We start from the raw sequence: 15,244 nt of genomic DNA, 5'->3' as shown, positions 1-15,244 counted from the left end.
AGGACTTCGTGTCCTTCGCTTTACTCGGGGCCGCTACGCAAATCGGGCTAGCACGGGTGTTCGAATCAGAGTAGTGTTGATCACGTGGCCAGCGAAAACAGTCCTCAGGTGGCGCGCGTCGAGTGGTGGCGTGCTGATGCTGTGACGCTGCATGCCCGTAAACAGGAAATCGAAGTATTGAAGCGTCAGTTGGATGCGGAGCAGTATGCGATTCTGGCGGAGTTGAATTCGCGGGGGATCCGTGGGTGTACGGGGCATTCGACGTTGATGGGGTTGATCTTTCAGGACTTCAACGTGTCGGAGAAGGAAGCGTCGGCTCGCGCTGATCGGGCGCTGGCGTTGCATCCTGGTGTCGCCATCGGTGGCGATGTGGTGCCGCCGTTGGCGCCGTTGACCGCGGAGGCGGCCGCGGAGGGTGCGATCGGGGGCGGTCAGATTGACGCGATCGTCGGCGCTCTCGCCCAGATTCCCTCCTTCGTGCCTGAGGAGAAAGTGCGGGCCGGGGAGAAGATCCTGGTCGATCTCGCTCGGCGGGCTGGGCCGAAGGAGATCGTCGCAGCCGGACGTCGGATGCTGGACACGATGGATCCCGACGGTAAAGAGCCCCGCGACAAGGGCCCGAAAGACGCCCGTCCGGAGCTGCGGTTCATCAAGCATCGTGACGGCACGCTCGGGTTCGCGGGAACCCTGGATCTGGAAACCTACGCACGGTTGAAGTCCGATCTCGATCCGCTGGCCAAGCCGCACAAGGCTGTCGACGGGGTCAGGGACTCCCGCGGCCAGGGCGAACGCTACGGGGACGCGTTCGCCGACTATGTGCGGCTCAAGACCGCCAGTCCCGATCTTCCCGGTCAAGCTGGGGAATCCACCCAGATTCTGGTGACCATGGCCTACGAGGACCTGATGAACGAGGTCGGCGACGGTCACCTCGATTTGGTCGGGCCGATCAGTGCGACCGATGTCCGGATCCTCGCCTGCGATGCCCGGATCCGGCCCATTGTCCTCTCCGGTGCTGGGCAGCCCCTCGACGTGGGGCGGTCCAGTCGCTCCGCCACCACCCCGCAGAAGCACGCTTTGAAGATCCGGGACGGTGGGTGCGCGTTTCCTGGCTGCGATATGCCGGTGCAGCGTTGCGCCGCACATCACATCGTTTTCTGGCGACACCGTGGCGAAACGAAAATCGACAATCTCGTGCTGCTCTGCGCGAGACACCATCGGCTGATCCACAAAAGCGAGTGGAAAGTCCAGATCGTCCAAGACGGGCTACCTGAATTCACCGCACCTGCCTACCTCGACCCCACCGGGACTCCGAGGCGCAACACCATGCACCTACAGGTATAGGCCGATGGCAGCGAAAGCCTCCAAGTCCACTATGGACTGACGGCAACGATCCGTGATCGAGCCGCCTGGGCCATGGGTCGAGACCTGCGGGTGAGTTCCGCCTGCGCACACGAGCACCGCGACAGCGCAATCATCTCGGCGGCGGGTGGTTCCCAGCTCATCCCGCCGGGGTCTGATCCACAAGAGCGAGTGGAAAGTCCAGATCGCCAGGGATGAGTGTATAACGACCTACACGCTGGCGTCTTCGACGCATCCTTTCCTCGAAGTGTGCCAGGGAATGTGATCGGCTGCGACAGGATCAAGAAAGGCAAGGACGCACTCGTCAAGCCGCTGCAATATCAGCTCGCCTGTGGGCTGTTCCTCCAGCGGAGGATCCCGTCCCAACTCTCCACGTCACGGAACTTGCTTTCCTGGTCGTAGTACAGATCGAACACGTCGTTGTCCTGGTAGGTGCCGAGACGCAGAGCGGTGTCAGTGCTCAGCCGAGCTTGCAACTCGAACAGCTGAAGGCACGGGGCGTCCGAGGCGGAGAACTGGGCGCCGTTTCTCGCCACGCTCTCCCGCAATGCCATCTCGATGCCCTCCCATGCCTCGAGGCGTTCACTGAGCAGTGCGGTGAACCTCGACGATCGCTCGGCCAGCCAGTCCGTCATGGCGGCAGTATGGACATGGCCCAACTCGGCCGTCGCCAGGATTCCGAGGGCACGTTCCCACCCCACCCCGACAACCCGGTTGCCCCCGCGCGCTACCCTTGAGTCAACTGGCACCGATCCGGCTATCACCGGGGAGCCTCCGGAAGAACAGGGCTCGCGCCCCCAGTAGAACCGGACGGGTACGGCCCGTTACAGCCGTCGAATGAGCGGCCCAGCCGGAACACCACCGGAAGGGCAAGCGGGGTGGTACCGCGGAACGCGCCGGAAACGGCCGTCTCGTCCCCGTGTGGGTGAAAGCCCGTACGAGTGAGACGAACCGCGAGGAGCACCGAAGATGTATCCCAAGGCACAGGTGGACGGCGAGACCGGCGTCCCGTCGCAGCCTTCGTTCCCCGAGTCGGAAAAGCGCGTCCTCGCGTACTGGGAAGCCGATCGGACCTTCCAGGCCTCGATCGACGCCCGCGACCCCGGCGTCAACGGCTCGAACGAGTACGTCTTCTACGACGGCCCGCCGTTCGCGAACGGTCTCCCGCACTACGGTCACCTGCTCACGGGATACGTGAAGGACCTGGTGCCGCGTTACCAGACCATGAAGGGCAAGCGCGTCGAGCGCCGCTTCGGCTGGGACACCCACGGCCTGCCCGCCGAACTCGAGGCGATGCGCCAGCTCGGGATCACCGAGAAGGCCGAGATCGACGCCATGGGCATCGACGTCTTCAACGACGCGTGCCGCGAGTCCGTGTTGCGCTACACCGGCGAATGGCAGGACTACGTCACCCGCCAGGCCCGCTGGGTCGACTTCGACAACGACTACAAGACGCTCGATGTCAAGTACATGGAATCGGTCATCTGGGCGTTCAAACAGCTGTGGGACAAGGGACTGGTCTACGAGGGCTACCGCGTCCTGCCCTACTGCTGGCGCGACGAGACGCCGCTGTCCAATCACGAGCTGCGGATGGACGACGACGTCTACGCCAGCCGTCAGGACCCGGCCGTCACGGTCGGTTTCCGCTTGGAGGGCAACGACAACGAGCTCGACGGCACCTACCTGCTGATCTGGACGACGACCCCGTGGACGCTGCCATCCAACCTCGCGACAGCGGTGCACCCCGACGTCCGGTACGTCGTCGTGGAATCCGAGGCGCAGGAGGGCAAGCGGTTCCTGCTCGCCGAAGCGCGCGTCGCCTCGTACGCCCGCGAACTCGGCGAGGAGCCGGCTGTCGTCGGGCACTACACGGGCACCGAGCTGCTCGGAACCCGTTACGCCCCGCCGTTCCCGTACTTCGCCGGACACGAGAACGCGCACCGCGTGCTGTCCGCGGACTACGTCACCACCGAGGACGGCACCGGGATCGTCCACATCGCGCCCGCCTACGGTGAAGAGGACAAGGCCGTCACCGACGCCGTCGGGATCGTGCCGGTCACGCCGGTCGACGCGCAGGGCAAGTTCGACGCGACCGTCGGGGACTACGCGGGCCAGCAGGTGTTCGACGCCAACCCGAACATCATCAAGGATCTCAAGAACGGCACCGGTTCCGCCGGCCGTCAGGGCGCGGTCCTGCTGCGCCACGAGACCTACGAACACCCGTACCCGCACTGCTGGCGCTGCCGGAACCCGCTGATCTACCGCGCCGTCTCGTCGTGGTTCGTCGCGGTGACCGAGTTCAAGGACCGGATGATCGAGCTGAACCAGCAGATCACCTGGTACCCGGAGAACGTCAAGGACGGCCAGTTCGGCAAGTGGCTGGAGAACGCCCGCGACTGGTCGGTCTCCCGCAACCGGTACTGGGGCACGCCGATCCCGGTGTGGCAGTCGGACGACCCGGCGTACCCGCGCACGGACGTCTACGGCTCGCTCGAAGAGCTCGAGCGCGACTTCGGTGTGCGGCTGGACAACCTGCACCGGCCCTTCATCGACGAGCTGACCCGGCCGAACCCGGACGACCCGACCGGGAAGTCCACCATGCGCCGGATCGAGGACGTGTTCGACGTCTGGTTCGACTCGGGTTCGATGCCGTACGCCCAGGTGCACTATCCGTTCGAGAACACCGAGTGGTTCGAGCACCACTACCCGGGCGACTTCATCGTCGAGTACATCGGGCAGACCCGCGGCTGGTTCTACCTGCTGCACGTGCTGGCGACCGCGTTGTTCGACAGGCCCGCGTTCCGGACCTGCATCTCGCACGGCATCGTGCTCGGCTCGGACGGCCAGAAGATGTCCAAGTCGCTGCGCAACTACCCGGACGTCAACGAGGTCTTCGACCGCGACGGTTCCGACGCGATGCGCTGGTACCTGATGGCGAGCCCGATCCTGCGCGGCGGGAACCTGGTCGTCACCGACAAGGGCATCCGCGACGCCGTCCGCCAGGCCGTGCTGCCGCTGTGGAACTCGTACTACTTCCTCGCGCTCTACGCGAACGCCGAGGGTGTCGAAGGGCAGTGGCGCACCGATTCGAAGCACGTCCTCGACCGGTACGTGCTGGCGAAGACGCACGAACTGGTGACCGACGTCGAGCACGCGCTCGACACCTACGACGTCGCCGGTGCCTGCTCGACCGTCCGCGATTTCCTCGAGGTGCTGACGAACTGGTACGTGCGCCGCTCGCGTGACCGGTTCTGGGCGGGCGAGCAGGACGCGATCGACACCCTGCACACCGTGCTGGAGGTGACGTCCCGGGTGGTGGCGCCGCTGCTGCCGCTGACCACCGAGGTCGTCTGGCGCGGCCTGACCGGCGGCCGTTCGGTGCACCTGGCCGACTGGCCGAACTCGCTCGACCTGCCCGCCGACGCGGCGCTGGTGACGGCGATGGACCGCGTGCGGCAGGTGGCGTCCTCGGCGCTTTCGCTGCGCAAGGCGAACAAGCTGCGGGTGCGGCTGCCGCTGGCCAAGCTGGTGGTCGCCGCGCACGAGGCCGACTCGCTGCGCGAGTTCACCGACATCCTGCGCGACGAGGTCAACGTCAAGTCGGTCGAGCTGACCGCGGACGTCGCGGCGCACGGCGGTTTCGAGGTCGCGGTGAACGCGCGCGCGGCCGGGCCGCGGCTGGGCAAGGACGTCCAGACGGTGATCAAGGCCGTCAAGGCGGGCGAGTGGACGACGTCGGAGAGCGGCGCCGTCGTGGCCGCCGGGATCGAGCTCGTCGAGGGCGAGTACGACCGGCGCCTGGTCGCCAAGGGCGGCGGGGCGGCCGCGGAACTGCCCGGCGGGGCGGGGCTGGTGCTGATCGACACCGAGGTCACCGACGAACTGGCGGCCGAGGGCCTGGCCCGCGACCTGGTCCGGGTCGTCCAGCAGGCCCGCCGCGACGCCGGTCTCGACGTCGCCGACCGGATCGCGCTGACGGTCGACGCGCCGGAGGACGTGGTCACGGCCGCGAAGACGCACGAAGAGTTCATCGCTTCGGAGACCTTGGCGACTTCGGTGGCCTACGGCGCCGTCGCCGACGGCTCGGCCGGAACGGTCGGGGAGGGCACCAAGGTGACCGTGGCGGTCGCCAAAGCCTGACCGCGAGTGAAATGAAGGGGACTTTCATTGCAAAATTTGCAATGAAAGTCCCCTTCATTGCGTCCGGAGGGTCCCGATCACCGGGATCACGAAAAGGATTCGGAACCGTCGCTTTCTCGCCGCCGCGCCGCCTCGCGCGGGGGAAATCGGCAGGCTGGCCCGGGGCGCGCGAAGTACGCGCCGTACTGGGGGAGAGCGAGTCCATGAGTCCTGCCCGGAAAAGAGGGATCCTGATCGGCGCCGCGCTGGCGGTCGTCGCCATCGTGGTGGCCGCGGTGGTGCTGCTGGTCAAGGAGGATCCGGCGCCCGCCGCCACCGGCGGACCCGGGGAGCCGACCGAGAGCGCGAGCCAAAGCCCCGCCCAGGTCGCCGCCCGGTTCCTGCGGCAGTTCGACACCGGTGACCTGACCGGTGCGCCGGTCGACGATCCGGCGGCGGGCACGGCGGCCCTGTCCGCGGCGCGCGCCGCGCTCAGCGGGGCGCAGGTCAAGACGTCACTGGGCGAGGTTCCGACGACGCCGGGGGACGCGACCACGACGTCGGCCACCTTCCACGCTTCGTGGACGTTCACGGGCAACAGCGTCTGGAAGTACGAAGGCAAGCTGGAGCTGGTCCGCAACTCGGGGAAATGGGTCGTCCGCTGGGCGATGTCGGTGATCCACCCGAAGCTCGAAGCCGGTCAGCAGCTTTCCGTGGCTCCCGTTTCGGCGAAGCCGGTCGTGGCCGACAGGGACGGCAAAGCCCTCGTCGGCGGTGACGCGGCGGGTGTCGCGCCGATCCTGCAAGGGGCGCTGTCGAAGGTCGCGTCCGAGCAGAACGGCGGCTCCGGGACGCCCGCCACCGTCACCGTGTCGCGGGTCGATGCCTCCGGCAAGCCGGTCGAAACGCTGTTCGGGCAGGCGGGCGAGAGTGACAAACCGCTGGCTTCGACCTTGAGCGTGGCTTCCCAGAGCGCCGCGCAGAAGGCCGTCGACGGCTTCCAGGGGCCGGCGATCATCGTCGCGATGAAGACTTCGGGCGAACTGCTGGCCGTCGCGCAGAACGGCGCGGCCGGGAACCAGCCGAAGGCGCTCAACGGCCTCTATTCGCCGGGATCGGCCTTCAAGATCGCCACGGCGACCGCGGCGCTGCAGAAGGGCGGAATCTCCGCCGACTCGCCGGTGGCCTGCCCGGGCAGTGAGCAGATCGGGACCCGCACGCTCAAGAACGAAAACGGGTTCGACCTGGGGACCGTCTCGCTGAAGACGGCCTTCGCGGCCTCGTGCAACACGACGTTCGGGCGGCTCGCCGGGCAACTGCCCGCGGACGGCCTCGCGAAGGCCGCGAGCCAGTACGGCCTCAACGCCGACTTCGAGATCCCGGGACTGGCGACCGAGACCGGCAAGGTGGAGCCGTCGGCGGGCGGCGACGAGCAGGTCGAGGCCGGGATCGGGCAGGGAAGGGTGCAGGTCAGCCCGCTGGGCGCGGCGCTCATGGCCGCCACCGTCGCCACGGGGAAGCCGGTGGTGCCGAAGCTGTGGCAGGGGCTCGAGACCAAGGTCAACACCGGCTACCAGGCCCCGCCCGCCGGGGTGCTGAACCAGGTCCGGGCAATGATGCGCGAGGTCTGCACGACGGGGACCGCGAAGGCGCTGAAGGGCAGCGGCGCCGTCTTCGGCAAGACCGGGACGGCGCAGTTCGGCTCGGGTGCCGACGCCAACGGCTGGTTCGTCGGGTATCGCGGCGACGTCGCGTTCGCCGTCATGCTCGAGGGCTCCAACGATTCCGGGCCCGCGGTCCGGCTGGCGGCGAAGTTCCTGGTGGGCTGACGTTTCGGCCCTCGCCGAACCGTGCGTCTTCTACGGTGAACTCATGGAAACGATCGCCTTGGCCGAGGTCGCGGCCGTGCTCGCCGATCCGAGCCGCGCGTCGATGTGCCTCGCGCTGCTCGACGGACGTGCCTGGACGGTGACCGAGCTGGCCGGAGCGGCCGAAGTGGCCGCCTCGACGGCGAGCGAACACGTGACGAAGCTGACCGAGGCAGGCTTCGTCGTGCGGGTCAAACAGGGGCGGCACAGCTACGTCCGGATCGCCGACCCCCGGGTGGCGGAGCTGATCGAGCATCTGGCGCAGCACGCCGAGCATCGCCCGGTGAAGGGGTTGCGCTCGTCGGTCCGGGTGAAGCGGCTCGAATTCGCCAGGACCTGCTACGACCACCTCGCCGGGACGGTCGGGGTCGCGCTGCGGGACGGGATGCTCACCGCCGGGCTGATCGACGAGGCCGACGGCCTGACGTTGACCGCTCGCGGACGCGAGGTGCTCGGCGCCCTCGGGGTGGAGATCGCCGAAAGTCGCCGTCCGATGCTGCGTGACTGTCTCGATTGGACAGTGCGCCGTGATCATTTGGCGGGCCGGGTCCCCGCGGCGTTACTGTCTCACGGAGTGAGCGCCGGCTGGTTGTCCCGTGAGGGCAACCGCGCGGTGAAAGTCCTGCCCGCGGCGGAGAAACCGTTCGCGGAACTCGGGGTGGACCTGGTGGCCCTGCGGAGTCCGTAAAGGACAGTCTGTAACACAGGCTATCCGGACGGTTTTCGACCGGTACACGAACGAGTGACGACCACCGCCTCACTATTCTGGAGCCCTCACGGCGACCGGACGGGAGGCGACATGGAGCAGCTCCCGCTCATTCTCGGTACCGGTGGTGCCGTCCTGCTCGTCGCCGTGATCGCCGTCCGCGTGTCGATCCGGGTCGGTCTGCCCTCGCTGCTGCTCTACCTGGGCATGGGGGTGCTGCTCGGCGAAGCCGGGTTCGGCATCCAGTACGACAATCCCGAGCTCACCCAGTCGCTCGGCCTCGCCGCGCTGGTGATGATCCTGTCCGAAGGTGGTCTCACCACCCGGTGGACGGCCGTGAAACCCTCGCTGGGCATCGGAATCGCACTGTCCACAGTGGCCGTCGCGGTGAGTATCGCGGTCACCGGCGCCGCCCTGCACTGGCTGCTGGGCCTCGACTGGCGGATGGCGTTGCTGTGGGGCGCGGTGCTCGCCTCGACCGACGCCGCCGCGGTGTTCTCGGTGCTGAGATCGGCGGGGGTCGGGAAGCGGCTCGTCGGCGCGCTGGAGATCGAGTCGGGCATCAACGACGCCCCGGCGTACATCGCCGTCGTCGTGCTGGCCGAGGGCACGACCATCGACTGGTCGCTGCCGCTGCTGGTGGTCTACGAACTCGCAGCCGGGCTGGTCATCGGCCTGGCCTTCGGTTGGATCGGCGCGCACGCGCTGCGACGGGCCGCGCTGCCGGCGACCGGCCTGTATCCGCTGGCCACGGTCGCCGTCTGTGTCGTGGCGTACTCGAGCGGGCAGCTGGCGCACGCCTCCGGCCTGCTCGCCACCTATGTCGCGGCCCTGGTGCTGGGGAACTCGAAGCTGCCGCACCGGTCCGACACGCTGTCCTTCGCGGAGGGGCTCGGTTGGCTCGCGCAGATCGGGCTGTTCGTCCTGCTGGGCCTGTTCGCCTCGCCGAGCAGGATCTTCGAGAGCCTGATCCAGGGGCTCGTCGCGGGCGCCGTGGTGCTGCTGCTCGCCCGTCCGCTGTCGGTGGTGCTGTCCGCGCTGCCGTTCAAGATCCCTTGGCGAGAACAGGTGTTCCTGTCTTGGGCCGGGTTGCGCGGGGCCGTCCCGATCGTGCTCGCGCTGATCCCGCTGTCGTCCGGGGTGCCCGGTGCGCAGGAGCTGGTCGACGCCGTGTTCGTGCTGGTCATCGTGCTGACCCTGCTCCAGGGTGCGACGCTGAGCCCGCTCGCGAGAGTGCTCGGGCTGACCCAGCACGCCCAAGCGCACGAGATCGACGTCGACTCCGCGCCGCTCGACGAGATGGGCGCCGACCTGTTGCAGGTCCGGATCAATCCCGGGTCGAAGATGCACGGCGTCTACCTGGCGGAGCTGCGGTTGCCGATCGGGGCGACGATCAGCCTGCTCGTGCGCGACGGCATCGGCTTCACGCCCAACAAGGACACCCGGCTCCAGGAACGCGATCAGTTACTCGTCGTGACCACGTCCGACGCCCGTGACGCGGCCGAACGACGCCTCCGGGCCGTCGACCGTGCCGGCCGCCTCGCCAGGTGGAAGGGCGAATCCGGCCAATAGGTCACGAGATCGCACCAGTCTTTCGTCGGTTGATCTCAGAAAATTCACTACGAGTTGTTCCCTTTTGTACTCCTTTTGGATTACTTTCCCCGCAATCCACTCCATCGAATGGGTGAGTGTCACGGGGTAAGGAGTACGCAAGGTGACGAAACTTCCTGTGCGGTTCGCCGGTCTGGGGGCCGCCGCCGTCCTCGTCGGGGTGGTTCTCTCGACGCCGGCCGCGGCCGCGGGCGCGTTCCCGGCGTTCGGCTTGCCGTTCGACACCGGTCAGGCGGTCTATTCGGCGGGGATTCACTCGGACAACGGGACCTCCGGCGTGAAGAACGCCATCGACTTCAGCCCGGGGGACAAGACCGTTCGCGCCCCGCTCGCGGGGACGGTCCGGATCCAGCACTGCGACGGCGGCGACTGGGTGACCGTCGACCACGACGGCGGCTGGCGGACCGGGTACTACCACATGGAGGGCATTTCGGTCACCGACGGCCAGCGGGTCGTCCCGGGCGACGCCCTCGGCCGGACCGGCAACGCGCTGCCCTGCGGCGGCAGCAGCACCGGCGCCCACGTGCACTTCACCCTGTGGACCCTGCCCGCCGTCGCCAAGGGCGGTGACTCGCGCGACTTCGGCGTCGGAGCGGGCAACTGGAACGGCATGTCCTACGACGAGGTCTCGACCAAGGTCGCCGAGGCCTACGGCGAAGCGGTCGACGGCAAGACCTTCGGCGGCTGGCAGTTCGCCGCGGGCACCGATCAGTACTCGGGTACGGCCACCGAGGTCTCGTCCCGCGCGACCATCCCCCTGCCCGGCCGATTCCGCGTCTGACCTCCCGCGATCAGTCCTCTGGTTGCGGTAGTTGCGCGTGCAAGTACCGCAACCGGAGGACGAAACGCGGGGGTTCTCCTCGATCGCGGAATGCGTGACCGGCGTCTCAACATCCGGACGAGGGGTGGCTCGATCGCGGGTGCATCCGCTAACTTCGTTCGTAGGTCACGAGTGTCAGCGTCAAGCCCCGGCTAGCTGACCGGCAACCCTCCTTCCGCGGTGGGGTGCCCCGGGTGAGGACCTGGCTCGTCGCGTGGTGCGGCGGGCAAGCGCGGGATCCTCGTCGGGTCCCCAGGCCCGGAGGATGACGATGACTCTCGCTCTCGAACGCACCAACACCCCCGCCGACATCTCCACCGCTGTCGCGGAAACCGTTGCCACCCGCGAAATCCCGGCCGTGGCGTGTGCCGATCTGCGGGTCCCGCTGGTCACCGGCGGCGACATCGGGTACGCCAACCTCGACCACGCGGCGAGCGCTCCCTGCCTGGACAAGGTGCGCGACGCCGTCGACGAGTTCCTTCCCTGGTACGCCAGCGTCCACCGCGGCGCCGGGTTCGCTTCGCAGGTCTCCACCAAGCTTTACGAGCGGACGCGCGGAATCCTGCGGGACTTCGTCGACGCGCGGTCGACCGACACCGTCGTGTTCACCCGCAACACCACCGATTCCTTCAACCTTCTCGCGCGCAGCCTGCCGAAGCACACGTCGGTCGTCGTGTTCGACACCGAGCACCACGCCGCGCTGCTGCCGTGGAAGGGCCCGAACGTCCGCCGGATCCAGACCCCGCGCACCCGCCTCGCCGCGGTGTCCGCTGTGGACGAAGCGCTCGCGGACTGCCCTCAGGGCCCGCGGCTGGTCGTCATCACCGGCGCGTCCAACGTGACCGGGGAACTGTTGCCGGTCAAGGAGATCTCCGCCGTCGCGCGGCGGCACGGCGCGCGGATCGCACTCGACGCCGCGCAACTCGCGCCGCACCGCAAGATCTCCCTGCGCAAACTGGACGTCGACTACATCGCGATCTCGGGGCACAAGCTGTACGCGCCCTTCGGTGCCGGTGCGCTGATCGGCCGCGCCGACTGGCTGCGCGCCGCCCAGCCGTACCTCGCCGGTGGCGGCGCGACGAAGCTCGTCACCCGCGACTCCGAAGACTTCGGCGTGGTCTGGAACGCCGGCGCCGAGCGGCACGAAGCCGGTTCCCCCAACACCGTCGGCGTCTACGCGCTCGGTGTCGCCTGCGAGACGCTGGCCGGGAACTGGGACGCGATCGTCGCCCACGAGGACGAGTTGCTGGCACGGCTGCGCCGTGGTCTCGCCGGTGTCCCCGGTTTCGCCGAGCTGCGGCTGTTCGACGCGCCCGTCGACCGCGTCGGCACGCTGAGCTTCGTCGTCGACGGCTTCGACCCGGGCTGGCTCGCCGCGGTTTTGTCCGCGGAGTACGGCATCGGCGTGCGGGACGGTGCGTTCTGCGCGCACATCGCGACCAAACGACTCATCTCCGCCGCCGGTTCGACCGGCCAGCAGGCCGTCCGGGTCAGCCTCGGCCTCGGCAGCACCGCCGAGCACGTGGACCGGCTCGTCCTGGCGCTGCGCCAGATCGTCGCCCGCGGCGCCCGCTGGCAGTACGAGAAGCCGGAAGGCCGCTGGGTGCCGGAGAACGACCCGCGGGAGCTTCCCCCGTTCTGCGCCTGACCCACTACTCTCCCCTCGCATGGGGAGCGAGCGACCGCGTTACTGGTTTCCGCTGGCGTTGCTGGGTTTCGCCCAGCTGACGGTGGTGGCCTTGTCCGTCGGCACGAGTCCGGTCGACTACACGGCCTACGGGAACGGTGGCCTGTTCGGTTCCGTCCACAGCGTGGAGATGAGCCGTGAAGCCGTGTCCGCGGTTTCGGTCGTCGGCAGGAGCCGGATGGACGACTGGCTGTTCGCCGTGTTCGCGGTCTACCTCGGCACCGTGCTCTTCTATGCCTTCCGGTCGAGGCGCCTGCCGTGGTGGAAGGTCCTCGCGATCGCTCTCGGCGGGCTGGTCGCCATCGTGCTGGCGGATCTGGTCGGCTACTGGGAACTCGACATGGACGGCGACGCGCGGAGCGCGATCCTGGTGACGCTGGGCCTGGTCCTGCTCGCCTGGCTGGACCGCAGCGTGCTGGTGCTGGTCGCCGCCGCCGCGTTCGTGCTCTGCGCCGTCGTGCTCGCCCAGGGACAGCTCGCGCTGGTGCTGTCGTCGCTGGTCGCGCTCGCCGGGGCGTTCGCGGCCCTGCTGAGCAGGCCGAAGACAGCCGCCGAGGAGACCTGAGCACGCTCCGTGGACAATGGGGGCGTGAGTACAGAGCCCGAAACCGCGCCACCGGCGCCGCCGCTGCCCAAGAAGCGCGTCGCCGTGGTGTTCGCCGTCGCCGCGGTGCTGTGGGGGATCGACCTCCTCACCAAGCAGATCGCGGTGTCCACGCTGGAGGGCAAGCAGCCGGTCGAGTTCCTCGGCGGGCTGGTGTACTTCCAGCTGGTGCGCAACCCCGGTGCCGCCTTCTCGATGGCGACCGGGCTCACCTGGGTGCTCGCGCTGGTCGCGGTGGCGGTCGTGGTCGCCATCGTCTGGCTGGCCCGGCGGCTGCGCTCGGTCGGCTGGGCGATCGGCCTCGGCCTGGTGCTGGCGGGCGCGCTCGGCAACCTGACCGACCGGATCTTCCGGGCCCCCGGCCCGCTGCAAGGACACGTCGTCGACATGATCTCCGCGTTCGCGCCGAACGGGCAGGGCTGGGCGATCTTCAACGTCGCCGACTCCGCGATCTGCGTCGGCGGGGTGCTCATCGTGATTCTTTCCTTGCTGGGCAAGGACTACGACGGATCGTCTACAAAGGACAAGAAGAAGGCGGCGAGCGCATGAGCGCGCGGATGTTGCCCGTTCCCGACGGGCTCGACGGCATGCGCGTCGACGCGGGGCTGGCGAAACTACTGGGACTTTCCCGCACGGTCGTGGCGGAACTCGCCGAATCCGGCGAGATCCTGCTCGACGGCAGGCCTGCCGGGAAGTCGGACAGGCTTGCCGCGGGCGGGCTGCTCGAGGTGACGCTGCCCGATCCGGCCTCGCCCATCGAGGTCGTCGCGGAACACGTCGACGGGATGAAGATCCTGCACGACGACGACGACATCGTGGTGATCTCGAAGCCGGTCGGTGTCGCCGTGCACCCGAGCCCCGGCTGGAACGGGCCGACCGTCGTCGCCGGTCTCGCCGCCGCCGGGCTGCGGATCGCGACGTCGGGCGCGGCCGAACGCCAGGGTGTCGTGCACCGGCTGGACGCGGGTACCACCGGTGTGATGGTCGTGGCCAAGAGCGAGCACGCGTACACCGTGCTCAAGCGGGCGTTCAAGGAACGCACCGTCGACAAGGGCTACCACGCCATCGTCCAGGGCCACCCGGATCCGACGCGCGGCACCATCGACGCGCCGATCGACCGGCACCCCCGGCACGACTACAAGTTCGCCGTCGTCCAGGGCGGACGGCCCAGCGTCACGCACTACGAGGTCGTCGAGGCATTCCGTGCCGCGTCGCTGGCCCAGATCAAGCTGGAGACCGGCCGCACGCACCAGATCCGCGTGCACTTCTCGGCCCTCAAGCACCCGTGCGTCGGTGACCTGACCTACGGCGCAGACCCGGTGCTCGCACGCAAACTCGGGCTTTCCCGGCAGTGGCTGCACGCGAAGACGCTCGGCTTCGCTCACCCGTCCGACGGGCGCTGGGTCGAGTTCGAGTCGGAGTACCCGGACGACCTGGCCAACGCGCTGCGGATCCTGCAGGACGAGAACTAGCCGGGCTAGTCGTCGATCGACCAGGTCAGCGTGCGCTCGTCGGGCTCCGGCCTCGGTGACCAGCGCACGGCGACCACGCGGGTGGCGTCCGGCAGCACGTAGACGGTATGGCCGCCGAGGGTCTCGCCGGGCCGGACGCCGATCTTGTGCGGCGGCCGCGAGGTCAGGGACACCGGCGCCTTCGTGATCGGCTTGCCGTCCGCGCTGAGCAGTTCGAGGTAGTTGTCCGGCAGCGAGACGAACGGGATGTTCCCGCGGTTGGTGATCTCGGTGTGCACCACGACCGACCGTTCCCCGGCTTCCAGGGAGTAGCCCGCCGCGCTGAACAGGTAGTCCGCCGGATCCTGGACCTCGAGCAGCTGGACGGTGAGCTGCTCGCCCTCCAGGCCCTGGGTCTCCATGACGTCGCCGGTCTTGCCCTTCTTGCCCTCCGGGACCTGCCGCGGCGCGGGCTGCTGCTCGTCGCCGCGGGCCCACGACGCCGTCTGCGGGACGCCCCAGGTGCTCATCACCGGGTCGGCGGGCGCCATCGGGGGAGCGGCGAACTGCTGCTGAGGGGCGGGCGGCCGCTGCTGCTGGGGCGGTGCCATCGGCTGACGGACCGGAGCCGACGGCGGGCCGGGGTAGCGGCCCGACGGCGTTCCGTGCACGTTGTACGGCCCCGACGGCGTCCCCTGGACGTTGTACGGACCCGAGGGGGTGCCCTGGACGTTGTGCGGTCCGGATCCCTGCGCGGGCGGACGCTGCTGAGGCTGCTGCTGTGCCCAGGAAGGCGGCGAGCTCGCGATGGCGGCGCGTAGCCCGTTCGGGTCGCTTTCCACGCCGACGAGCAGCGGCAACCCGCTGCCGGAGAGGGCGACGAGCCGGTACGCGACCTCGCGCGGATCCATCCCCACCTTGGCCGCGAGTTCGTGTACGGCCGCCTTGCCCAGGTCCGCGAGGGCGGCGAGCAGACGGATATCCACGGGATCGGTCACGGCCACGTCCGGGAACGCTAC

Annotated in this window: 12 protein-coding genes and 1 riboswitch; of the genes, 10 read left to right on the top strand and 2 right to left on the bottom strand. The window is 68.7% G+C overall.

Features of this window, described 5'->3' with window-relative positions; all coding sequences use genetic code 11:
- The first annotated feature begins 84 nt into the window (after positions 1 to 84).
- The gene (locus BKN51_RS21835) at positions 85 to 1,341 is read left to right on the top strand and encodes an HNH endonuclease signature motif containing protein (protein ID WP_101609389.1); all 1,257 of its coding nucleotides are present in this window, start codon (positions 85 to 87) and stop codon (positions 1,339 to 1,341) included.
- Between the two features lie 338 nt (positions 1,342 to 1,679).
- Here BKN51_RS21835 and BKN51_RS21830 read toward each other — a convergent pair whose 3' ends face one another.
- Positions 1,680 to 1,994 carry a hypothetical protein gene (locus BKN51_RS21830; RefSeq protein WP_146044382.1) on the bottom strand — a complete coding sequence of 105 codons (315 nt, stop codon included), beginning with the start codon at positions 1,992 to 1,994 and terminating at the stop codon, positions 1,680 to 1,682.
- 334 nt (positions 1,995 to 2,328) lie between these two features.
- Between BKN51_RS21830 and ileS the strand changes: the two genes are divergently transcribed.
- The 9 genes from ileS (at position 2,329) to BKN51_RS21785 (ending at position 14,246) form a co-directional block, all read left to right on the top strand.
- Positions 2,329 to 5,499 (top strand): isoleucine--tRNA ligase, encoded by a 3,171-nt coding sequence (ileS, locus tag BKN51_RS21825; RefSeq protein ID WP_101609387.1) that lies wholly within the window; start codon positions 2,329 to 2,331, stop codon positions 5,497 to 5,499.
- A gap of 203 nt (positions 5,500 to 5,702) precedes the next feature.
- Positions 5,703 to 7,307, top strand: a complete 1,605-nt coding sequence (locus tag BKN51_RS21820) for a penicillin-binding transpeptidase domain-containing protein (RefSeq protein WP_101609386.1) — start codon at positions 5,703 to 5,705, stop codon at positions 7,305 to 7,307.
- Positions 7,308 to 7,350: 43 nt separating this feature from the next.
- Positions 7,351 to 8,034 carry an ArsR/SmtB family transcription factor gene (locus BKN51_RS21815; protein ID WP_101609385.1) on the top strand — a complete coding sequence of 228 codons (684 nt, stop codon included), beginning with the start codon at positions 7,351 to 7,353 and terminating at the stop codon, positions 8,032 to 8,034.
- Between the two features lie 111 nt (positions 8,035 to 8,145).
- Positions 8,146 to 9,624, top strand: coding sequence for a potassium/proton antiporter (locus BKN51_RS21810; RefSeq protein ID WP_101609384.1), 1,479 nt, complete (start codon positions 8,146 to 8,148; stop codon positions 9,622 to 9,624).
- A gap of 142 nt (positions 9,625 to 9,766) precedes the next feature.
- Entirely contained in the window at positions 9,767 to 10,444 is a 678-nt protein-coding gene (locus BKN51_RS21805; RefSeq protein ID WP_101609383.1) for a M23 family metallopeptidase, read from the top strand.
- Between the two features lie 163 nt (positions 10,445 to 10,607).
- Positions 10,608 to 10,722, top strand: a riboswitch (SAM riboswitch).
- Between the two features lie 32 nt (positions 10,723 to 10,754).
- On the top strand, positions 10,755 to 12,131 hold the full coding sequence (locus tag BKN51_RS21800) for an aminotransferase class V-fold PLP-dependent enzyme (RefSeq protein WP_101609382.1): 1,377 nt from the start codon (positions 10,755 to 10,757) through the stop codon (positions 12,129 to 12,131).
- 19 nt (positions 12,132 to 12,150) lie between these two features.
- Positions 12,151 to 12,735 carry a hypothetical protein gene (locus BKN51_RS21795; protein WP_101609381.1) on the top strand — a complete coding sequence of 195 codons (585 nt, stop codon included), beginning with the start codon at positions 12,151 to 12,153 and terminating at the stop codon, positions 12,733 to 12,735.
- Between the two features lie 24 nt (positions 12,736 to 12,759).
- Positions 12,760 to 13,323, top strand: a complete 564-nt coding sequence (gene lspA, locus BKN51_RS21790) for a signal peptidase II (RefSeq protein ID WP_101609380.1) — start codon at positions 12,760 to 12,762, stop codon at positions 13,321 to 13,323.
- Positions 13,320 to 14,246, top strand: coding sequence for an RluA family pseudouridine synthase (locus BKN51_RS21785; RefSeq protein WP_101609379.1), 927 nt, complete (start codon positions 13,320 to 13,322; stop codon positions 14,244 to 14,246). Before lspA ends, BKN51_RS21785 begins: the two co-directional genes overlap by 4 nt.
- 5 nt (positions 14,247 to 14,251) lie before the next feature.
- Here the strand turns inward: BKN51_RS21785 and BKN51_RS21780 are convergent, their stop codons facing one another.
- Entirely contained in the window at positions 14,252 to 15,229 is a 978-nt protein-coding gene (locus BKN51_RS21780) for an AsnC family protein (protein WP_101613374.1), read from the bottom strand.
- Between the last annotated feature and the right edge of the window lie 15 nt (positions 15,230 to 15,244).

The sequence above is a fragment of the Amycolatopsis sp. BJA-103 genome, assembly GCF_002849735.1.
Classification (GTDB): domain Bacteria; phylum Actinomycetota; class Actinomycetes; order Mycobacteriales; family Pseudonocardiaceae; genus Amycolatopsis.
Note: the sequence above shows the minus strand (reverse complement) of the source record. Positions and strands in the feature narration are given on the sequence as shown.